The sequence below is a fragment of the Pseudoxanthomonas sp. SORGH_AS_0997 genome, from assembly GCF_031453535.1.
Lineage (GTDB): Bacteria > Pseudomonadota > Gammaproteobacteria > Xanthomonadales > Xanthomonadaceae > Pseudoxanthomonas_A > Pseudoxanthomonas_A winnipegensis.
Genome location: NZ_JAVIZI010000001.1, coordinates 137830 through 157213 on the forward strand (window position 1 = coordinate 137830; position 19384 = coordinate 157213).

Sequence of the window (19384 nt, forward strand, 5' to 3'; positions counted from 1 at the left end):
GGCCCGCCGATTCCCGCGCCCCGCAGCGCTCCGGAGCACCTGATGACTGTCGAATCCCCCGCCCAGGCCGCCAGCGATGGGCAACCGTTCAGTATTCCGACAAGGGTCTACTGGGAAGATACCGACGCGGGCGGGGTGGTCTACCACGCGCAGTACGTGGCCTTCCTCGAGCGCGCGCGCAGCGAATGGATGCGATCGCGCGGCCAGATGCAGGAACAACTGCGCCGCGAGCACGATCTGGTGTTCGTGGTGCGCGGCATGCAGCTGGACTTCCTCAGGCCCGCGCGCCTGGACGACCTGCTCACCGTGACCGTGCAGGTGCGCCAGGTGCGGCGCGCCAGCATCTTGTTCGACCAGGCGATCTGGCGCGGGGAGGAACGGCTGCTGGCCGCGCAGGTGAAGATCGCCGCGGTGTCCGCGTCCGCGTTCCGCCCGGTCGGGCTGGACGAGACGCTGTACCAGGAATTCAAGCTGTTGGAAGTCCCCGCCTGACCCTTTGCCGCTCCCCCTTCTTTAAAGCGTAGAACCCCCGAGGAAACAACGGATGATTGGATTGCTCCTGGCGCTGCAGGACGCCGTGACCGAGACCCTGCCGCCGGAGGCTGCCGCCGCGGCTGCCCAGGCCACCGCGCAGGCCGCCCACAGCTCCATCAACTACTTCGAGCTGCTGCTCAAGGCCAGCCTGCCGGTCAAGGTGATCGTGCTGCTGCTGCTGACCGGCTCGCTGGTGAGCTGGATCATCATTTTCCGCAAGGCCGGCGTGTTCAAGCGCGTCAACCGCGATGCCGACGAGTTCGAGGGCCGGTTCTGGTCCGGCGCCGATCTGGGCAAGCTGTACGCGGCGGCCACCGATCGCGGTCGCGTGGTCACCGGCCTGGAGGCGATCTTCGAGTCGGGCTTCCGCGAGTTCGCCCGCCTGCGCGACAAGCGCCACACCGATGGGCGCGTGCAGCTGGAGGGCGCCCAGCGCGCCATGCGCACCGCCTACGTGCGCGAGATCGACGCGCTGGAGCGCAACCTGGAGCTGCTGGCCAACATCGGCTCGACCGCGCCCTACGTGGGCCTGGTCGGCACGGTGTTCGGCATCATGGTGACCATGCACGACATGCTCAACAGTGGTGAGCAGGCCGGCATCGCCGCGGTCGCGCCGGGCATTTCCGAGGCGCTGTTCGCCACGGCCATTGGCCTGTTCGTGGCCATCCCGGCGGTGTGGGCCTACAACCGCTTCACCACCCGCGTCGAGCGCATCTCGGTGCGCTATGAAACCTTCGCCGACGAGTTCAGCTCCATCCTGCAGCGCCAGACCGGCGAAGCCTGAGGGAGGCGTCCATGCAGTCGGCCATTTCGCGCAGCCGCAAGCGGCGCAAGCTGAAATCCGAGATCAACGTCGTGCCCTACATCGACGTGATGCTGGTGCTGCTGATCATCTTCATGGTGACCGCGCCGATGCTGACCCTGGCGGTCAACGTGGAACTGCCCAAGTCGCACGCCAAGTCGGTGGAGAGCAAGAGCGATCCGATCATCATGACCGTGGACAAGGACGGCAACTACTTCCTCAAGGTCACCAAGGACGACAAGCTGCAGGCGTATTCGCCCGAGGAGATCTCCGCGCGCCTGAAGGCGATGGTGGCCGAGCAGGGCGAGGACAAGATCAGCGTGATGCTGGCCGCGCCCGGCGATGCGGACTACCAGAAGGTGATCACTGCCACCGCGCTGCTGTCCGAGTCCGGCGTCAAGAAGGTGGGGCTGGTCTCGCAACCCGGCGGCACGGGCGGCAATGCACGCTGAGGCCACGCATCTGGATCGCCGCGACCCGCGCGACCGCCCTGGCACGGCGGTCGCCCTGGCCGTGGGCGTGCACGTATTGCTGCTGGCCCTGATCATCGCCTCCTCCTATTTCCACTGGAACCAGGACCAGGCCGAGGCCGCCGCCGGCTCGCCCGCGATCGAGGCCTCGCTGGACCTGTCGGCCGCCGACATGCGCGCCGCGCAGCAGGCCGTGCGCGAGTCGGCCAAGGTCGAGCCCAAGCCGACTCCGCCCACGCCCATGCCGCCGCCGGTGGCCGACGAGGACACCGTGCCGCCGCCGCAGCCGGTGCCGGAGCCCAAGCCGCAGGATTCGCCCGTGCCGCGCCAGCAGCAGGCCCAGGAGCGCGTGCCCGATCCGCAGCAGGTCAACCAGGAAGAGGCCAGCCGCCTGGCCATCGCCCAGGAGAAGGCCGAGAAGGAGCAGGAAGCCAAGCGCCGCCAGGAGCAGATCGACCTGACCGAGCGCAAGAAGCAGGAAGAAGCCGAGCGCCTCCAGCGCCTGGCCGCGCAGCAGGAAGAGGACGACCGGCAGAAGAAGCTGGCCGCCATCCGCGCCCAGCGCGCCCAGGCCGACAAGCAGGCCCAGCTGGCCGAGCAGAAGCTGCGCCAGCTGGCCGACGCGCGCGCCCGCCAGGCCTCGCAGCAGCAGGCCACGCAGGCGTCCTCGTCGCAGGCCGCCGCGTCCAACCCCTCGCCGGGGCAGAACGGCACCGATCCGGGCCTGCTGGCCAAGTACCAAGCGGCCATCCAGAGCGCGGTCATGAACCAGTGGACGCGTCCGGACTCGGTGGCGGTGGGCACGCGCTGCAAGGTGCTGGTGACCCAGCTGCCCGGCGGCGAGGTGATCTCGGCCGAGGTACAGCCGGGCTGTCCGATGGACGCGGCCGGTCAGCGTTCGATCGAGGCGGCCGTGCTCAAGGCCCAGCCGCTGCCGTACCGCGGCTTCGAACCGGTGTTCAACCGCCGCCTGATCTTCAATTTCGAGGCGCAGGACCGCTGATCGCGGCACGCCGGGCGGTGGTTCACACCGCCTTGGCGTTCATGATTGCGAAAATGTTCACCCGTCGGCTGCTATCCCTAGCCGATCTTTTCGCACAAGCCCAGCCTTCATGAAGAAACTCACGCGGTACTTCGCCCTTGTCGTGGCCCTGTTCCTGCCTGCAGCGGCCTTCGCCCAGAGCCAGGGCCTTGAGATCAACATCGTCGGTGGCAACCCTTCCGCGCTGCCGATCACCATCGTGCCGATGCCCTACCAGGGCTCGGGCGCCGCACCGACCACCGACGTCTCGCAGGTCGTCAGCGCCGACCTGGATCGCTCCGGCGCGTTCCGCACCCTGCCGGTGGCCAGCATCGTCGAGAAGCCGACCCGCGGCTCGGAGATCCAGTACCCGACCTGGCGCGCGCTCAAGCAGGATTACATTGTTGTCGGTCGCGTGCTGGACGGCGGCAACGGCGCCTACCGCGTCGAGTACGAACTGTTCGACGTGGCCAAGCAGGAGCGCCTGCTCGGCCTGGCCATGACCGGCCGCGCCAACGCCATGCGCGATGTCGCCCACCAGATGGCCGACGCCATCTACGAGAAGATCACTGGCATCCGCGGCGCCTTCTGGACCCGCATCGCCTACGTCACCCAGACCGGCCTGGGCGCCAATGCGCGCTACGCGCTGATGGTCGCCGACTCGGACGGCTTCAACCCGCAGACCATCGTGCGCTCGGCCGAGCCGCTGCTGTCGCCGGCCTGGAGCCCGGATGGCCGCAAGCTGGCCTATGTGAGCTTCGAGCGCGGCAACTCCTCGATCTACATCCAGGACATCACCACCGGCGCACGCGAGCTGGTCGCCAGCTTCCGCGGCATCAACGGCGCGCCGGCGTTCTCGCCGGATGGCCGCAAGCTGGCGCTGACGCTCTCGCGCAGCGGCAATCCGGAGATCTACGTGATGGACCTGGGCAGCAAGGCGCTGACCCAGATCACCAATCAGTACGGCATCGACACCGAGCCGACCTGGAGCGCCGACGGCAGCTCGATCTACTTCACCTCCGACCGCGGCGGCCGTCCGCAGATCTACAAGGCCTCGGCCAGCGGCGGCGGCGCCACGCGCGTGACCTTCGAGGGCAACTACAACGCCACCCCGACCGTCTCCTACGACGACAAGAAGATCGCCGTGGCCCAGGGTTCGGGCAACACCTATCGCATCGCCATGATGGATTCCAGCACCGGTTCGCCGCGCTGGACCACGCTTTCGCCCGGTTCGCTCGATGAGTCGCCGAGCTTTGCCCCCAACGCCTCGATGATTCTGTACGCCGCACGCGAGGGCGGTCGGGGGGTGCTGTACGCCGTGTCCGCCGATGGCCGTGTCCGCCAGCGCCTGGTGCTGGCCCAGGGCGATGTGCGTGAGCCGGCATGGTCGCCGTATCGGAACCAGACCCCGCAAAAATAATGCGAAAGGGTCATTCCGCCGGTTTAACATTGCGTTAAACTAACCCGCGTTTTTGCATCCACCACCCCGGATCCGCGTAAGGAACCCAAATGAACACCACTCTCCGCGTCGTTGCTTTGTCCCTGATGTCCGTGGCCGTTCTGGCCGGTTGTAAGAAGAACACCAAGGCTCCGCCGCCGCCGCCGGCCGTCGAGCCGCCGCCGGCCATGACCCAGCCGACCACCAACGCCGGTGCCTACGGCCCGAGCGATCTGGATACCGACGCGTGCCTGCGCCAGCGCGTGGTGTACTTCGATCTGGACCAGGACGCCGTCAAGCCGGAGTTCCAGGCGATCATGGCCTGCCACGCCAAGTACCTCAACGATCGTCCGTCGGCCCGCATCAACCTGGAAGGCAACACCGACGAGCGCGGTTCGCGTGAGTACAACATGGGCCTGGGCGAGCGTCGCGGCAACGCGGTCTCCTCCGCCCTGCAGGCCGCCGGTGGTTCGGCCAGCCAGCTGTCGGTGGTGAGCTACGGCGAAGAGCGCCCGGTCTGCACCGAGTCGACCGAGGAGTGCTGGGCCAAGAACCGTCGCGTCGAGATCGTGTACACCGCGAAGTAATCGACGTTCGACCTCGGGCCACCGTTCGCGGTGGTCCAACGGGGCCGGTGACCGGGGCGGGGCAACAGGACACAACCTGTCTGCCCCGGTCGGCACCGGCCCTTTTCGTTGGATGGCCATGGTTCAATGCTCCGGCCGTCCGATCCGCAACCCTCGTTACGTGAGCGCCATGCGTCCCATCCGATTCCGTCTTCTCCTGCCGGCCCTGCTGCTGTCGCTGGGCGCCGCGCCCGCCGCCTTCGCGCAGAAGGCCAGCCTGGCCGACCGCGTCGCCGCGCTGGAAGTGCGTGCCAACAACACCCAGGCCAATACCGACCTGCTCAACCAGATCACCCAGCTGCGCCAGGACCTGGCCAGCCTGCGCGGCACCGTCGAGCAGCTGCAGAACGAGAACGAGCAGCTCAAGCAGCGCGCGCGCGACCAGTACCTCGACCTGGACGGCCGCATCGGCCGCCTGGAGAGCGGCGGCGGCGCGGCCGCCGGCGCGCAGCCGCCCGTGTCCGCGGCGCCCGCGGCCGGCGCCAAGGCTGCGCCGCCGGCGGCGGGTGCGCCGGCCGCGGCCGCAGAGGCCCCGCCCGCGGTTCACGGCGATGCCGGCGCGATGGCCCAGGCCGGCGACGAGCGCACCGCCTACGGTGTGGCCTTCGACGCGCTGAAGAAGGGCGACTACGCCGACGCGGCCAACCTGTTCACCAGCTTCCTGCAGCTGTATCCCAGCGGCGTCTATGCGCCCAACGCGCTGTACTGGCTGGGCGAGAGCTATTACGTCACCCAGAACTACCAGATGGCCGCCGACCAGTTCCGCGCGCTGCTCTCGCGTTATCCCACCCATGACAAGGCGCCAGGCGCCCTGCTCAAGCTGGGGCTGGCGCAGTACGGACTGGGCAAGGTCAACGAGGCCCAGACCACGCTGCAACAGGTGATCCAGCAATACCCCGGCAGCGACGTGGCCCGCACCGCCGACGATCGCCTGCATTCGATCCAGGTCGGGCAGATCCGCTGAGCCCGACGAGGTCCGCCAGGACCTTCCGCAGTACCGCAACACGCATCACTCGAACGCCACCGCGAGGTCTGCGGTGGCGCCGCCGTTTTGAGAGAGTCCCCGCAATGAACGCCGCCGCCGCCGCCGTCCCCAGCCAGATCGAACAATCGCCGCAGGACCGGCTGAAGATCACCGAGATCTTCGTCTCGCTGCAAGGCGAGGCCGACGCCGCCGGCTGGCCGACCGTGTTCGTGCGCCTGACCGGCTGCCCGCTGCGCTGCCAGTACTGCGACACCGCCTACGCCTTCCACGGCGGCACCTGGTGGGAGATCGAGGACATCCTGGCCGAGGTCGCGCGCGCGGGCGTGCGCCATGTCTGCGTGACCGGCGGCGAGCCGCTGGCGCAGAAGCGCTGTATCGGCCTGCTGGCGCGGCTGTGCGATGCCGGCTACGACGTCTCGCTGGAGACCTCCGGCGCGCTGGACGTCTCGCAGGTTGATCCGCGCGTCTCGCGCGTGGTCGACATCAAGACCCCCGGCTCGGCCGAGGAACACCGCAACCGCTGGGACAACCTGCCGCTGCTGACCGCGCGCGACCAGGTCAAGTTCGTGCTGTGCAGCCGCGCCGACTACGAATGGGCGCGCGAGGTCGTGCGCGAGCACGCGCTGGACCAGCGCTGCGCCGTGCTGTTCTCGCCGTCCAAGGACCAGGTGAGCCCGCGCGCGCTGGCCGACTGGATCGTCGCGGACCGCCTGCCGGTGCGCTTCCAGATGCAGCTGCACAAGCTGCTGTGGAACGACGAACCCGGCCGCTGAACCCGCGCGGGAAGTGCCGGCCCGGCGCCCGGGCGGTAGGCTATGCGCTCCCCGGCCTGTCTCGCCGGCAAGAAGAACACCCCACATGAACAATGCAGTCGTCCTCGTCTCCGGGGGCATGGATTCGGCCGTCGTCCTGGCCATCGCCCGCGAACACGGTTTCCGCACGCACGCGCTGAGCGTGCAATACGGCCAACGCCACACGTCCGAACTCGACGCCGCCGCGCGCGTGTCGCAGCAACTCGGCGCCGCCGCGCACAAGACCGTCCACGTCGACCTGCGCAGCATCGGCGGCTCGGCGCTGACCGACGACATCGAGGTGCCGCAGGCCGGCGGCGAAGGCATCCCGGTCACCTACGTGCCGGCGCGCAACACCATCATGCTGTCCATCGCGCTGGGCTGGGCCGAGGTGCTCGGCGCGGCGGACATCTTCTGCGGCGTCAACGCCGTGGACTACTCCGGCTATCCGGACTGCCGGCCCGAATTCATCTCCGCCTTCCAGACCCTGGCCAACCTGGCGACCAAGGCGGGCGTGGAAGGCGCCGGCCTGCGCGTGCATGCGCCGCTGCAGTTCATGAGCAAGGCCGACATCGTGCGCGAGGGCGTGCGCCTGGGCGTGGACTTCGGTGCCACCGTGTCCTGCTATAACGCCGATGCCAGCGGCGCGGCCTGCGGGCGCTGCGACGCCTGCCGCCTGCGCGCGGCGGGCTTCGCCGACGCGGGCGTGCCCGATCCCACGCGCTACGCCTGAAGCGCGGGTCGCATCACCAGCCCTTTCCGGTAGAATGGCCGGCCCCGGCGCAACGCCGGGCCGCGTGTCCGGGCCGTTAGCTCAGTCGGTAGAGCAGAAGACTTTTAATCTTTTGGTCGAAGGTTCGAATCCTTCACGGCCCACCATCGCAGGATTTCAGGGTGTCCGGTGAGTTTTCAGCAATGCCGGAAAGGCCTTAAAAGTACATGGTTTAGGTCTCAGTGAGTCTCGGACCGCCCTCCATGAGTCGGCGGTCTTCCGCTCGAGTAAGCGACTGCCCGCGTTGCAAAAAGACGAGCGCTCAGAATGAGCGCATTAACGCTGCCGCAGACTGCGGACTCCGCAGGAATAATGACCCGCGCTGCAGCGATGCGTACCGCCAGAACAACAGGTGGCTTGAACAATTGGTTCCGCCGAGCCTTGTCCACTTCTCAGCGCTGTACGGCAGCCCGCCAGTCTCACTTGGTCATGCAGATCTCCAGTCCCTTGCGAGTGCCGACGCTTTGAGAGATTCAGCCACTGTCCTGCTAGTCCGCGAACATCTTTCCGCGAGGTGGATGCGTTAGGCTGATCCGAGGGGACAGACAATGGACGGTCTAATGTGCTCAAGGATGTTGCGACGCGCTGGATGGCGTCTTGCTGTCGTGGTCATGCTTGCCCTGGCCACCGGTGCGCACGCTGGCACGGTTCGGGAGAACCGCAAGGATTCCAGCTACACCGTGACGGGGCGGGATGGTCACCAGATCCTTGCCTCCATGAAGGCCTGGAGCGATCGGGCCAAGGCTCAGCTGGGAAAGGATGATGGGCCGGCGGAGGAAACACTCGCTGGCCTGACGCGCGCAAAAATGCGCCTGGATTATGTCCTGCGCGAGTCGTCAGGGGCTTGCCGCATCACCAGGAGTCAAGTGGGGATCGGTATCTCCGTCGCCTTGCCTGTCTGGACCCCGGATCCCAGGGCGTCGGTGGCGACGCGCCAATTCTGGCGTGATCTCCAGCAGCGAGTGCAGGTCCATGAAGAGCACCATGTGGCGATCGCCCGCCGCTATGCACACCAGCTGGCAGACGCGGTCGAGCGCATCCAGGCCTCTTCGTGTTCAACCGCTGAGCGGCTGGCCAAGCAGAAGGGTACCGAGGTCGTCGCTCAGATGCAGAAGGCGCAAGCGGACTTCGACAAGGTCGATGGACACCTGAAGCTTTCATGGGCGAAGCCTGGTGCGGCGGTCGAACGCAGGCTGTCGAATTCGCGAGCGAGCAAATCCCTGCTGTGGGTCTTCTTCTTCGCCGCGTATGGCATCGGCGCGCGCTATCTCTGGGCGCTGATGGCGCGCAGGCAGGCTGCGGCCGAACGCACGCGGGCCGGCCCGAGGCTGCAAGACGACGTGGTCGCGGTCGCTTGCCTCTTCGCCACCGCAATCCTTCCGCCATTGGCCATGCTCTTGATCGAGCATGGGAGAGCGAGCGGGCCTGCGGTGCTGATTTTCATCCTGGCCTGGGGATGCTCGATCGTTCCGGCAGCCATCGTTGCAGGACGCATCATGGCCGGAGTCAAGCGGCGCTAGTGTTGGCGAACGGTCCGTCGCCACCATTGAGATTTTGCCGGCCGTGGCGTTGACAGCCATCGCGCCGCGGCGCGACGCTTGCTGCGTCCGCAAGCCATTGGCGCCCCTTCGATGATTTCCAAACTGCCGCGCTGGGTCTGGTCCGGTGCCTGGGTCATGGCCTTTACCGCGGGCATCGTCAATGTCGTGGCGCTGCTGGGGTTCGGCCATCAGGGCGTGAGCCATATGACCGGCATCACCTCGGAGATGGGCGCGCGCGCGGCGGTGCTGGATCTGCGGGGGCTGGCGCAGCTGGCCGGTGGCGCGTTCTTCTTCGTGGCGGGAAGCGCGCTCAGCGGGGCGCTGATCGGCGATGTCGCCCTGCAGCTGGGGCGGCGCTACGGGCTGGTGCTGGTGCTGGAAGCCGGCCTGCTGCTGGCCTCGGTGCCGCTGATGACCCGTGCCTCGATGTGGGGCCTGTGGCTGGCGGCCTGCGCCTGCGGCCTGCAGAACGCGATGGCCACCACCTACAGCGGCGCGGTCGTGCGCACCACGCATGTCTCGGGCATGTTCACCGACCTGGGGCTGGCCATCGGCCATGGGCTGCGGCGCATGCCGCTGCCGTGGCGCCGGCTGTCGCTGTGCGTGACGGTGATCACCGGCTTCCTGGCCGGCGGCCTGGCCGGCGCGCTGGGGTTCCACCGCTGGTCGTATACGGTGCTGATCGCGCCGGCGTTGATCTGCCTGGCGCTGGCCTGCGTGTACGCGCTCTATGCGCGGCGCGTGGCGGAGCATGCCGCTTCCAAGGGCGTCGCCTAGGCCTATCCCGGCGCGGCCGAGGTCTTTACGCTTGCAGGCCCTTCGTCCCACGGCCGGTGCGCCTGTTCGCCCATGACCGATTTCCACGCACCCGCCGATGGCCTGCAGCTGCGTCGCGCCACGCCGCTCCCGCCGCTGGCGCACTTCGGCCTGATCGCGCTGGACATGGATTCGACGCTGATCACCATCGAATGCATCGACGAGATCGCCGCGGCGGTGGGCCTGAAGGCGCAGGTGGCCGCGATCACCGAGGCGACCATGCGCGGGGAGATCGCCGACTTCCGCGAGAGCCTGCTGCGCCGCGTGGCCCTGCTCAAGGGCGTGCCCGAGGGTGCGCTGCAGGAGGTCTACGACACACGCCTGCAGCTCACGCCTGGCGCAGAGCAGCTGCTCGAGGCCTGCAAGGCCGCCGGGCTGAAGACGCTGCTGGTCTCCGGCGGTTTCACCTTCTTCGCCGAGCGCCTGCGCGCGCGGCTGGGGCTGGACTTCGTCCGCTCCAATCGGCTGGAGGTGGCCGACGGCGTGCTGACCGGGCGCGTGCTGGCCCAGGCTTGGGGCGATGTCTGCGATGGCGCGGTCAAGCGCGCGACGCTGCTGGACGTGGCCTCGCTGCTGGGCCTGGACCCGGCGCGCACGATCGCGGTGGGCGATGGCTCCAACGACATCCCGATGATGCAGGCCGCGGGCCTGTCGGTGGCCTTCCACGCCAAGCCGCGCGTGCGCGAGGTGGCGGAGGTGTCGATCGACACGGGTGGGCTGGAACGGCTGCTGGACGTCCTGGGATAGCGCAGTCGCGAGCCCGCTTCCGCGGTTGGCGCGGAAGCAGGCCCGGGTGCAGCGCCTACCCTCACGAGCGAGGGCAGGGCGCGGCGGAGCCGATCAGGCCAGACGGTCGGCGATGGTCTTGCGCAGGCTCTTGAGGTCTTCGGCGAAGATGCGGATGCCGTCGGCCAGCTTCTCCTTGGCCATCGGGTCGGCTTCGACGTCGGCCTTGAACTTGGCCGCATCCACCGGCGTGTGGCTGCCGCCTTCGGCCTTGGCGGGCGTCAGCTTGCGCGGCAGCTCGCCGTGGTCGGCATCGAGCTTGTCCAGCAGGTCCGGCGAGATGGTCAGGCGATCGCAGCCGGCCAGCGCTTCGATCTGCTCGGTCGAGCGGAACGAGGCGCCCATCACCACGGTCTTGATGCCGCGGCGCTTGAAGGTGTCGTAGACGCCGCGCACGAACACCACGCCCTGGTCCTCATCGATGTTGGCCGGTGCCTGGCCGTGGGCCTTGTACCAGTCCAGGATGCGGCCCACGAACGGCGAGATCAGGAACGCATCGGCCTCGGCGCAGGCCAGGGCCTGGGTCGGGTTGAAGATCAGCGTGCAGTTGCAGTCGATGCCCTCGGCCTGTAGCTGGCGGCAGGCCTCCACGCCTTCCCAGGTCGAGGCGAGCTTGATCAGCACGCGGTCCTTGGGCACGCCGTTGTCGGCGTACATGGCGATGAACTTCTTCGCCTTGGCCACGCTGGCGGCGGTGTCATAGGCCAGGTCGGCATCGACCTCGGTCGACACGCGGCCCTCGATCAGGCCGGAGAGCTTGGTGCCAACGCCGACGGTGAGGCGGTCGGCGACCTCGGCCACCAGTTCATCGGTGACCTCGCCCTGGCCGCGCGCCCAGGCGATCTGCTCGTCGATCAGGTCGGCATAGACCGGCAGGTCCAGCGCCTTCTTCACCAGGGTCGGGTTGGTGGTGCAGTCCACCGGCTTGAGGCGCTTGATCGCATCGAAGTCGCCGGTGTCGGCCACGACCACCGACAGGTCGCGCAGCTGCTGCAGTTTGCTTGGGGCACTCATGGGTCGTTCCGTCAGGTTGGAAGAGAGGAATGGGGAAAGGGTCTCACGCGCGTCGTTGCCGGATCGTCGATGCGGCGCGGCGCGGCGGTGCGGCGGCAGGCGCGGAAGGATCCAGCAGCGCGGGCGGCAGATCCTTGAAGACCTGCGCAAGCTGCATCAGGAAGCCGGACATCGCCGAGCTCTTGCGCCACACCATGGCGATGCGCCGGCTGGGATGGGAGTCACTGAACCCCAGCAGATGGATGTTGTCCGAGCGCGCCACCGGCGGCTTGACCGCCAGCGTCGGCAGCAGGGTCACGCCGACGTCGGCGGCGACCATCTGGCGCAGGGTTTCCAGGCTGGTGGCGCGGAACTCGGACTTCTCGTTGGCGCCCGAGAGCCGGCATACCTCCAGCGCCTGTTCGCGCAGGCAGTGGCCATCCTCGAGCAGCAGCAGCTTCTGGTCGGACAGTTCGTCCAGGGTCAGCGAATCGCGCGCCGCCAGCGGATGCCCCTCGGGCACGGCCAGCACGAAGGGCTCCTCGAACAGGAACTCCACGTGCAGCTGATCCTCGTCCACCGGCAGCGCCAGCAGGCCGGCGTCGAGCTTGCCCTCGCGCAGCCGCTGCAGCAGCACGTCGCTCTTCTCCTCCACCAGCAGCAGCTCCAGCTGCGGGAATCGCGTGCGGATGGACGGCACCACATGCGGCAGCAGATACGGGCCGAGCGTGGGGAAGATGCCCAGCCGCACGGTGCCGGCCTCGGGGTCCTGGCTGCGCCGCGCCGATTCCTTCATCTGCTCGACCTCGGCCACGATCCGGCGTGCGCGCTCGGCCGCGTCGCGACCGGCCGGGGTCAGCATGACCTTGCGCGGCGCACGCTCGACCAGCGACACGCCCAGCTCGTCCTCCAGCTTCTTGATCTGGGTGGACAGGGTGGGCTGGCTGACGAAGCTGGCCGCCGCGGCGCGGCCGAAATGCATGTGGTCGGCGAGGGCGACCAGGTACTTGAGGTCACGCAGGTTCACGGCTGGAGGACTTGTCTGACACGGCCATCGGCGCCGTCGATGCATTCAACGCCTTTTGCCTCGCCCGATCAATCGACGCAGGCTGAACCCCCGGCAAGGGTTTGGGGACTTGAATGAGTTGATGGTGCCCGCGAGGTAGGTGAGCGGACTCCGCCGAGCAGCCTCGACCCGGCCGGGCACGGCTCCTCGGCTTGGTTCGCCGACGCCGGGATGGGAAAGGATTGACCGCGCCTCACGCTTGGGTGGGAGTCGCCATGGCGGCGATGGGCTCGGCCGGATAATGCTTGAGCAGCGCTGAAACTTTGATGGGAAAGCCCTATCGCCGCCATGGCGGCTCCCACGATGACCTGGGGTCCGCGCCTTACCGCTAGAGGCCCGCTACGGATGGAGCGGGACTTCTTTCGACCCGAAGGCATAGACCAACACGCGCGAGCAGCGGGCCGGCGGGCAGGGGCCGCGACCAGCGAGGCAGGAGCCGAGCGCCCGAATCAGGGCAGGATGCCCTGATTGAGGGAAAAGCGGCCCCTGCCCGCCGGACCGCTGCCCATCCGAAGCCGCAGCACTCAGCCGTGGCGATCCCTCAACCGCGAAAAGCAAAAGCCCGCCGGTTTTGCCGGCGGGCGTCATTCGCACCTTGTCGCGTGTCCGGATCAGGCAGCCTTGGCGGCAGCCGGCTCCTGCGCAGCGGGGGCGCTGTGGCGGATCAGGTGGTCGAAGGCGCTCAGCGCAGCCTTGGAGCCTTCGCCCATGGCGATCACGATCTGCTTGTACGGCACCGTGGTGGCATCGCCGGCGGCGAACACCCCCGGCACGTTGGTCGCGCCGCGGTCGTCGACGATGATCTCCCCGCGCGGCGACAGCGCCACGGTGTCCTTGAGCCACTCGGTGTTGGGCAGCAGACCGATCTGCACGAAGATGCCTTCCAGCTCCAGCGTGTGCTTGGCCTCGTTGGTGCGGTCGGTGTAGGACAGACCAGTGACCTTGTTGCCGTCGCCGTGCACCTCGGTGGACAGCGCCGAGACGATGATGTCCACGTTGGGCAGGCTGCGCAGCTTGCGCTGCAGGACCTCGTCGGCACGCAGCTTGTGATCGAACTCGATCAGCGTGACGTGCTTGACGATGCCGGCCAGGTCGATGGCCGCCTCGACGCCCGAGTTGCCACCGCCGATCACCGCCACGCGCTTGCCCTTGAACAACGGACCGTCGCAATGCGGGCAATAGGCCACGCCCTTGTTGCGGTACTCGTTCTCGCCCGGCACGTTCATCTGCCGCCAGCGCGCACCGGTGGACAGGATCACCGTCTTGCTCTTGAGCGAGGCACCGTTGGCCAGCTGCACCTCGATCAGGCCATCGGGCCCGGCGGGGATCAGCTTCTCGGCCCGCTGCAGGTTCATGATGTCCACCTCGTACTGACGCACATGCGCCTCGAGCGCGGCGGCCATCTTCGGCCCCTCGGTCTCCTGCACGGAGATGAAGTTCTCGATCGCCATGGTGTCCAGCACCTGGCCACCGAAGCGCTCGGCGGCCACGCCCGTGCGGATGCCCTTGCGCGCGGCGTAGATCGCCGCGGCCGAGCCCGCCGGGCCACCGCCGACCACGAGCACCTCGAACGGCGCCTTGGCCGAGATCTTCTTGGCGTCGCGCTTGGCCGCACCAGCGTCAAGACGCCCGACGATCTCTTCCAGGTTCATGCGACCCTGGCCGAAGGTTTCACCATTGAGGTACACGGTCGGCACCGACATCACCTGCCGCTGTTCCACCTCGTCGGGGAACACCGCGCCGTCGATGGCCACGTGCTGGATCCTGGGGTTGAGCACCGCCATCAGGTTCAGGGCCTGGACCACGTCCGGGCAGTTCTGGCAGCTCTGCGAGAAATAGGTCTCGAACCTGTAGTCGCCTTCCAGCCCCTGCACCTGCTCGATGGTCTCCAGCGAGGCCTTGGACGGATAGCCGCCGACCTGCAGCAGCGCCAGCACCAGCGAGGTGAACTCATGGCCCATCGGCAGGCCGGCGAAGCGCAGGTGGATGTCCTGGCCCGGCGAGTTGAGGGCGAAGGAGGGCGTGTGCACGTCGGCATCGCGGTGCTCGACCAGCGAGACCTGGTCGGACAGCAGCACGATGTCGCTCAGCAGCTCGAGCATCTCCTTGGAGGTAGGCGAGTCGTCGACCGAGGCGATCAGCTCCACCGGGCGCGTCAGGCGCTCCAGGTAGGCCTTGAGTTGGGTCTTGAGGGTGTCGTCCAACATGGCGCTTCTCCTTGAAAGGGCGGCAAAGGACCGTCCGGCCCGGAGTGGGCAGACGAGGGGGTCAGGGGGCAAACCGCAGACCGCGACGTAGGCGGGCTCCGGTTTACCGCCTGCGCCGCCCCGCGTGAGGCGGGGCGGCGTGGCAGCAGCGGAACGGCTTAGATCTTGCCGACCAGGTCCAGCGACGGAGCCAGGGTCTTGGCGCCTTCCTTCCACTTGGCCGGGCAGACCTCACCCGGGTGCGAGGCCACGTACAGCGCAGCCTTGACCTTGCGCAGGGTGTCGCCGGCCTCGCGGCCGATGCCCTCGGCGGTGATTTCCACCGACTGGATCACGCCCTGCGGGTCGATGATGAAGGTGCCGCGGTCGGCCAGACCCGCCGGACGCAGCACGTCGAAGTTCTTCGAGATCTGGTGGGTCGGGTCGCCGATCATGGCGTACTTGATCTTGCCGATCGCCGCCGAGGTGTCGTGCCAGGCCTTGTGCGAGAAGTGCGTGTCGGTGGAGACCGAGTAGACCTCGACGCCCAGCTTCTGGAACTCGGCGTAATGGTCGGCCAGGTCTTCCAGCTCGGTCGGGCAGACGAAGGTGAAGTCGGCCGGGTAAAACACGACCACGGACCACTTGCCCTTCAGGTCGGCATCGGAGACTTCGATGAACTCGCCGTCCTTGTAGGCGGTGGCCTTGAACGGCAGGATTTCGGTGTTGATGACGGACATCGTTTTCTTCCTTTTTGCTGAGGGGGTGGAGGCGATAGGGGCATCCTACGCACCGCGAATCGATTTCTCAAATCGATGGATGGCATCGAATCGATAGCTGATATCAATTAACGGGCGAGTGCCTCATCCTAGGCCGCGCCACGTTTCAGTTCGGTCACGGCGCGCGGACGAACTCCCCGATCCGCGCCAGCAGCGCCGGGTGCCGGCGGGGCGCGTACAGGTCGATCAGCGGCGCCAAATGGCCACCGGGCAGCCACAGCACCTCGACCTGCCCGCCCGCCGCGCGCAGGCGCTCGGCCAGGTCCTCGGTCTGGCGCGGTTCGACTTCGGTGTCCTTGCGCCCGCTGACCAGCAGGAAGGGCGGCTCGTCGCCATCGACGAAGCCGATCGGCTGCGCCCGCGGCCAGCGCGAAGGCGGCCCGAACACCTCGGTGAGTTCCCCGCTGATTTGAAAGTCGTACGGCCCGGCCAGCCCGATCACGCCGGCGATCGCCGAGCGGGGCACGCCTTGGTCGGCCAGATAGTGCGCATCGGTGCCCAGCAGGGCGGCGATCTGCGCCCCGGCCGAATGGCCAGCCAGGAAGATCCGCGCCGGGTTGGCGCCGTAATCGGCCGCATGGGCGCGCGCCCAGGCCACCGCGCGCGCGCCGTCCTCGACGAAGCCGGGAAAGACCGTGTCCGGCGCCAGCCGGTAATCGGCGATCATCACCACCGCGCCGGTCGAGGCCAGCCGCCGGCCGACGAAGCGGTAATCGCTGCGGGACCCGTGCTGCCAGCTGCCGCCGTAGAAATAGACCAGCACCGGCGCGTCGTGGCCCGCGGCGACGGGGCGATAGACGTCCAGCGAGAGCTGCCGCACCGGGTCGTAGACGGCCGTGGCGTCGGGCTGGCCCTGACCATGGTTGGCGATGCCGAAGGCCAGGCTCTGGCAGGCGCTCAGGGTCAGTGCGCTCAGCGCGCCCAGACCCAGGCGCAGCAAACGGGAAGGCTTCAAGGCGTAGGGCTCCGGTAGGGACGATAGGAAAGGGCGCAGGGTGCAACGGCTACCATGGCGCGAATGAAAACGCAGTCACCCGAACGCCTGGACGCGCTGCTGCGGCACGGCGCCGCACAGCTGGGCAGCGACGCGGCGCGCTTCGAGGCCGAGCTGTTGCTGCTGCACGCCCTGGGCCGCGACCGCGCCTGGCTGTTCGCGCATGGCTCCGACCCGGTCGAACCCACCGTGCACGACGCCTACGCCGCGCTGCTGGCGCGGCGTGCGGCCGGCGAGCCGATCGCCTACATCACGGGCCGGCGCGGCTTCTGGACGCTGGACCTGCGGGTCGGCCCCGCCACGCTGATCCCGCGCGCCGAGACCGAACGCCTGGTCGAACTGGCCCTGGACCGCCTGCCGGCCGACACACCGGCACGGGTCGCGGACCTGGGCACCGGCAGCGGCGCCATCGCCCTGGCCATCGCCAGCGAGCGTCCCCGCGCGCAGGTGGTCGCCACCGACGCCAGCGCCGCCGCGCTCGAGATCGCCCAGGCCAACGCGCGCGAACACGGCCTGGGCCAGGTGCGCTTCGTCCACGGCGACTGGCTGGCGCCGCTGGCTGGCGAGCGCTTCGACCTGATCGCCAGCAACCCGCCCTACATCGAGGCCGGCGATGCCCACCTGACGCGCGGCGACCTGCGCTTCGAGCCGGCCAGCGCGCTGGCCTCGGGCGCCGACGGCCTGGACGACATCCGCCGCATCGTCGCCCAGGCGCCCGCGCACCTGCGGCCGGGCGGATGGCTGCTGCTGGAGCATGGCTTGGACCAGGGCGAGGCAGTGCGCGCGCTGCTGCGCGAGGCGGGCTTCGATCAGGCGCGCACCGAACAGGATCTGGAGCACCGCGACCGCGTGAGCCTGGGCCACTGGCCCGGCGAGTCGCAACGGGGCGTGGCGTAAACTGCCGATCGTTTTTCCCGACTTACAGGCCGTCCATGCGCCAGCTCTATCCCGCCATCGAACCCTTCGACACCGGCGAACTCCAGGTCGACGCGCGTCATACGCTCTACTTCGAGCAGTGCGGCAATCCGCAGGGCAAGCCGGTGGTGATGCTGCATGGCGGGCCGGGCGGCGGCTGCAACGCGAAGATGCGCCAGTTCCACGATCCGGCCAAGTACCGCATCGTGCTGTTCGATCAGCGCGGCTCCGGCCGCTCGCGGCCGCACGCCGATCTGGTGGACAACACCACCTGGGACCTGGTGGCCGACATCGAGAAGCTGCGCGCGCACCTGGGCATCGAGACCTGGCAGGTGTTCGGCGGCAGCTGGGGCTCGACCCTGGCGCTGGCCTACGCGCAGACCCATCCGCAGCGCGTGACCGAGCTGGTGCTGCGCGGCATCTTCATGCTGCGCCGCTGGGAGCTGGAGTGGTTCTACCAGGAAGGCGCCAACCGCCTGTTCCCCGAGGCCTGGCAGCACTACATCGCCGCGATCCCCGAAGTGGAGCGCGCCGATCTGATCTCGGCCTTCCACCGCCGGCTGACCAGCGACGATGCGGCCACGCGCCTGGCCGCCGCGCGCGCCTGGTCGGTGTGGGAAGGCGCGACCAGCTATCTGCGGGTGGACGAGGACTTCGTCAGCGGCCATGAGGATGCGGAGTTCGCGCTGGTCTTCGCCCGCATCGAGAACCACTACTTCGTCAACGGCGGCTTCTTCGAGGTCGAGGACCAGCTGCTGCGCGCCGCGCACCGTATCGCCGACATCCCCGGCGTGATCGTGCACGGCCGCTACGACGTGGTCTGCCCGCTCCAGAATGCGTGGGACCTGCACCAGGCCTGGCCGAAGGCGAGCCTGGAGATCACGCCGACCTCGGGCCACTCGGCCTTCGAGGAAGAGAACATCGACGCGCTGGTGCGCGCGACGGACCGCTTCGCCTGAGCCGGCCGCGCGCTCAGGTGAGCGCGTAGCCCAGCGGCATGGGCGGCACCGGCACGCGCGGGGAGAGGGTCGGATCGTCGGTCTCGTCGGTCCAGACCTCGAACTTCTCCAGCGTGTTGAAGCCAAAGCTGTTGCTGATCGCCGCATCGGCCGCATCGCGGCCGCGGGCGATCAGCACGCGGCCGATGCGCGGGGGTGTTGTGGCGCGCGTCGAAGGTGTACCAGCGCCCGTCCAGATAGGCCTCGAACCAGGCCGAGAAATCCATGGGTGCATCCACCGGCGGGATGCCGATGTCGCCCAGATAACCGGTGCAGTAGCGCGCCGGGATGTTCATGCAGCGGCACAGCGCGATGGCCGAGTGCGCGAAATCGCGGCACACGCCGCGGCCCTCCTGCAGCGCCTCGACCGCGCCCTTGGTGGCGCGCGCATGCTGGTAGCCGAACTGGATCGCGTTGTGCACGTAGTCGCAGATCGCCTGCACGCGCGCCCAGCCCGGCGGCGTGGCGCCAAACAGGTCCCAGGCCATGGAGACCAACTGGTCGGTCTCGCAGTAGCGGCTGCCGAGCAGGAACAGCAGCGTGTCGTCCGGCAACTGGTCCACCGGCACCTCGCGTGCGCCTGGCGCGACGGGATCGGGCTGGCCGTCGTCCTGCACCACCGCGTCGGCGTACAGGGTGAACAGCCCGGCCGGCGCGTGCAGGCGGGTGCAGGTATTGCCGAAGCTGTCGTGGTATTGGCGCATCGGCACGCCGGGCAGGGCGCGCAGCTCCTGGCCGATGACGATGTCGGTGCGGCGGCTGTCGTGGATGTTCAGCGTCACCAGCATCGAGGTGGGCTGCGGCAGCCGGAAGGCGATTTCGTAACCCAGGCGGATGAGCATGTGGGAGGGCGGTCGGGGGACAGCCCTCC

19 protein-coding genes, 1 tRNA gene and 1 pseudogene are annotated in these 19384 nt (G+C 68.5%); 15 read left to right on the forward strand and 6 right to left on the reverse strand.

The features are described 5' to 3' along the window. The first annotated feature begins 42 nt into the window (after window positions 1–42). From ybgC to serB, 13 genes are all read left to right on the forward strand, one after another. Entirely contained in the window at window positions 43–492 is a 450-nt protein-coding gene (gene ybgC, locus QE438_RS00560; protein WP_306993245.1) for a tol-pal system-associated acyl-CoA thioesterase, read from the forward strand. 52 nt (window positions 493–544) lie between these two features. Beyond that, complete coding sequence (gene tolQ / locus QE438_RS00565) at window positions 545–1318, forward strand: protein TolQ (protein WP_306993243.1); 774 nt, start codon at window positions 545–547, stop codon at window positions 1316–1318. A gap of 11 nt (window positions 1319–1329) precedes the next feature. Continuing rightward, the gene (gene tolR, locus QE438_RS00570; RefSeq protein ID WP_130515836.1) at window positions 1330–1788 is read left to right on the forward strand and encodes a protein TolR; all 459 of its coding nucleotides are present in this window, start codon (window positions 1330–1332) and stop codon (window positions 1786–1788) included. Then, window positions 1778–2809: a cell envelope integrity protein TolA gene (gene tolA, locus QE438_RS00575; RefSeq protein WP_306993240.1), complete on the forward strand. Its 1032-nt coding sequence runs from the start codon at window positions 1778–1780 to the stop codon at window positions 2807–2809. The genes tolR and tolA overlap by 11 nt, the downstream gene beginning before the upstream one ends. Window positions 2810–2918: 109 nt before the next feature. After that, the gene (gene tolB, locus QE438_RS00580) at window positions 2919–4247 is read left to right on the forward strand and encodes a Tol-Pal system beta propeller repeat protein TolB (protein WP_130515839.1); all 1329 of its coding nucleotides are present in this window, start codon (window positions 2919–2921) and stop codon (window positions 4245–4247) included. An 89-nt stretch (window positions 4248–4336) separates the two neighbouring features. Next, a complete protein-coding gene (gene pal, locus QE438_RS00585) occupies window positions 4337–4852 on the forward strand; it encodes a peptidoglycan-associated lipoprotein Pal (RefSeq protein ID WP_130528867.1) in 516 nt (171 codons plus the stop codon). A gap of 169 nt (window positions 4853–5021) precedes the next feature. After that, window positions 5022–5855 carry a tol-pal system protein YbgF gene (gene ybgF, locus QE438_RS00590; protein WP_306993236.1) on the forward strand — a complete coding sequence of 278 codons (834 nt, stop codon included), beginning with the start codon at window positions 5022–5024 and terminating at the stop codon, window positions 5853–5855. A gap of 104 nt (window positions 5856–5959) precedes the next feature. After that, complete coding sequence (gene queE / locus QE438_RS00595) at window positions 5960–6649, forward strand: 7-carboxy-7-deazaguanine synthase QueE (protein WP_306993234.1); 690 nt, start codon at window positions 5960–5962, stop codon at window positions 6647–6649. A gap of 85 nt (window positions 6650–6734) precedes the next feature. After that, window positions 6735–7400: a 7-cyano-7-deazaguanine synthase QueC gene (gene queC / locus QE438_RS00600; protein ID WP_130528873.1), complete on the forward strand. Its 666-nt coding sequence runs from the start codon at window positions 6735–6737 to the stop codon at window positions 7398–7400. Between the two features lie 70 nt (window positions 7401–7470). Next, a tRNA-Lys gene (locus QE438_RS00605) sits at window positions 7471–7546 on the forward strand. Between the two features lie 504 nt (window positions 7547–8050). Next, a complete protein-coding gene (locus QE438_RS00610; RefSeq protein ID WP_306993231.1) occupies window positions 8051–8959 on the forward strand; it encodes a DUF922 domain-containing protein in 909 nt (302 codons plus the stop codon). Window positions 8960–9070: 111 nt separating this feature from the next. Next, window positions 9071–9757, forward strand: a complete 687-nt coding sequence (locus QE438_RS00615; protein ID WP_130515852.1) for a YoaK family protein — start codon at window positions 9071–9073, stop codon at window positions 9755–9757. Between the two features lie 72 nt (window positions 9758–9829). After that, window positions 9830–10543: a phosphoserine phosphatase SerB gene (serB, locus tag QE438_RS00620; RefSeq protein ID WP_306993229.1), complete on the forward strand. Its 714-nt coding sequence runs from the start codon at window positions 9830–9832 to the stop codon at window positions 10541–10543. Between the two features lie 93 nt (window positions 10544–10636). On the opposite strand, the gene QE438_RS00625 is transcribed toward serB, so the two are convergent. The 5 genes from QE438_RS00625 to QE438_RS00645 all read right to left on the reverse strand — a co-directional run bounded on the left by QE438_RS00625 (window position 10637) and on the right by QE438_RS00645 (window position 16561). Then, on the reverse strand, window positions 10637–11596 hold the full coding sequence (locus QE438_RS00625; protein WP_286576878.1) for a transaldolase: 960 nt from the start codon (window positions 11594–11596) through the stop codon (window positions 10637–10639). A gap of 43 nt (window positions 11597–11639) precedes the next feature. Beyond that, the gene (locus QE438_RS00630; RefSeq protein ID WP_131660854.1) at window positions 11640–12602 is read right to left on the reverse strand and encodes a LysR substrate-binding domain-containing protein; all 963 of its coding nucleotides are present in this window, start codon (window positions 12600–12602) and stop codon (window positions 11640–11642) included. Between the two features lie 650 nt (window positions 12603–13252). Continuing rightward, entirely contained in the window at window positions 13253–14848 is a 1596-nt protein-coding gene (gene ahpF / locus QE438_RS00635; RefSeq protein ID WP_306993226.1) for an alkyl hydroperoxide reductase subunit F, read from the reverse strand. Between the two features lie 158 nt (window positions 14849–15006). Continuing rightward, window positions 15007–15567 carry an alkyl hydroperoxide reductase subunit C gene (gene ahpC, locus QE438_RS00640; RefSeq protein ID WP_130515863.1) on the reverse strand — a complete coding sequence of 187 codons (561 nt, stop codon included), beginning with the start codon at window positions 15565–15567 and terminating at the stop codon, window positions 15007–15009. Between the two features lie 154 nt (window positions 15568–15721). Next, entirely contained in the window at window positions 15722–16561 is an 840-nt protein-coding gene (locus tag QE438_RS00645) for an alpha/beta hydrolase (protein ID WP_306993224.1), read from the reverse strand. Between the two features lie 63 nt (window positions 16562–16624). Here QE438_RS00645 and prmC point away from each other — a divergent pair, with 63 nt between their 5' ends. Together prmC and pip are read left to right on the forward strand one after the other, a co-directional pair. Continuing rightward, window positions 16625–17497, forward strand: a complete 873-nt coding sequence (gene prmC / locus QE438_RS00650; RefSeq protein ID WP_306993222.1) for a peptide chain release factor N(5)-glutamine methyltransferase — start codon at window positions 16625–16627, stop codon at window positions 17495–17497. Window positions 17498–17532: 35 nt separating this feature from the next. Further along, the gene (gene pip / locus QE438_RS00655; protein WP_306993221.1) at window positions 17533–18474 is read left to right on the forward strand and encodes a prolyl aminopeptidase; all 942 of its coding nucleotides are present in this window, start codon (window positions 17533–17535) and stop codon (window positions 18472–18474) included. Window positions 18475–18740: 266 nt separating this feature from the next. On the opposite strand, the pseudogene QE438_RS00660 reads toward pip, so the two are convergent. Beyond that, a pseudogene (locus QE438_RS00660) lies at window positions 18741–19355 on the reverse strand (transglutaminase family protein); the annotation flags it as partial. Window positions 19356–19384: the final 29 nt, after the last annotated feature.

What these genes read in the sequence shown, in the direction of transcription:
- ybgC (WP_306993245.1), top strand. Translation starts at nt 43, where the DNA reads ATGACTGTCGAATCCCCCGCCCAGGCCGCCAGCGATGGGCAACCGTTC.
- QE438_RS00610 (WP_306993231.1), top strand. Translation starts at nt 8,051, where the DNA reads ATGCTTGCCCTGGCCACCGGTGCGCACGCTGGCACGGTTCGGGAGAAC.
- QE438_RS00625 (WP_286576878.1), bottom strand. Translation starts at nt 11,596, where the DNA reads ATGAGTGCCCCAAGCAAACTGCAGCAGCTGCGCGACCTGTCGGTGGTC.
- serB (WP_306993229.1), top strand. Translation starts at nt 9,830, where the DNA reads ATGACCGATTTCCACGCACCCGCCGATGGCCTGCAGCTGCGTCGCGCC.
- ahpF (WP_306993226.1), bottom strand. Translation starts at nt 14,848, where the DNA reads ATGTTGGACGACACCCTCAAGACCCAACTCAAGGCCTACCTGGAGCGC.
- pal (WP_130528867.1), top strand. Translation starts at nt 4,337, where the DNA reads ATGAACACCACTCTCCGCGTCGTTGCTTTGTCCCTGATGTCCGTGGCC.
- ahpC (WP_130515863.1), bottom strand. Translation starts at nt 15,567, where the DNA reads ATGTCCGTCATCAACACCGAAATCCTGCCGTTCAAGGCCACCGCCTAC.
- queC (WP_130528873.1), top strand. Translation starts at nt 6,735, where the DNA reads ATGAACAATGCAGTCGTCCTCGTCTCCGGGGGCATGGATTCGGCCGTC.
- ybgF (WP_306993236.1), top strand. Translation starts at nt 5,022, where the DNA reads ATGCGTCCCATCCGATTCCGTCTTCTCCTGCCGGCCCTGCTGCTGTCG.
- prmC (WP_306993222.1), top strand. Translation starts at nt 16,625, where the DNA reads ATGAAAACGCAGTCACCCGAACGCCTGGACGCGCTGCTGCGGCACGGC.
- QE438_RS00615 (WP_130515852.1), top strand. Translation starts at nt 9,071, where the DNA reads ATGATTTCCAAACTGCCGCGCTGGGTCTGGTCCGGTGCCTGGGTCATG.
- tolA (WP_306993240.1), top strand. Translation starts at nt 1,778, where the DNA reads ATGCACGCTGAGGCCACGCATCTGGATCGCCGCGACCCGCGCGACCGC.
- tolQ (WP_306993243.1), top strand. Translation starts at nt 545, where the DNA reads ATGATTGGATTGCTCCTGGCGCTGCAGGACGCCGTGACCGAGACCCTG.
- queE (WP_306993234.1), top strand. Translation starts at nt 5,960, where the DNA reads ATGAACGCCGCCGCCGCCGCCGTCCCCAGCCAGATCGAACAATCGCCG.
- pip (WP_306993221.1), top strand. Translation starts at nt 17,533, where the DNA reads ATGCGCCAGCTCTATCCCGCCATCGAACCCTTCGACACCGGCGAACTC.
- tolB (WP_130515839.1), top strand. Translation starts at nt 2,919, where the DNA reads ATGAAGAAACTCACGCGGTACTTCGCCCTTGTCGTGGCCCTGTTCCTG.
- tolR (WP_130515836.1), top strand. Translation starts at nt 1,330, where the DNA reads ATGCAGTCGGCCATTTCGCGCAGCCGCAAGCGGCGCAAGCTGAAATCC.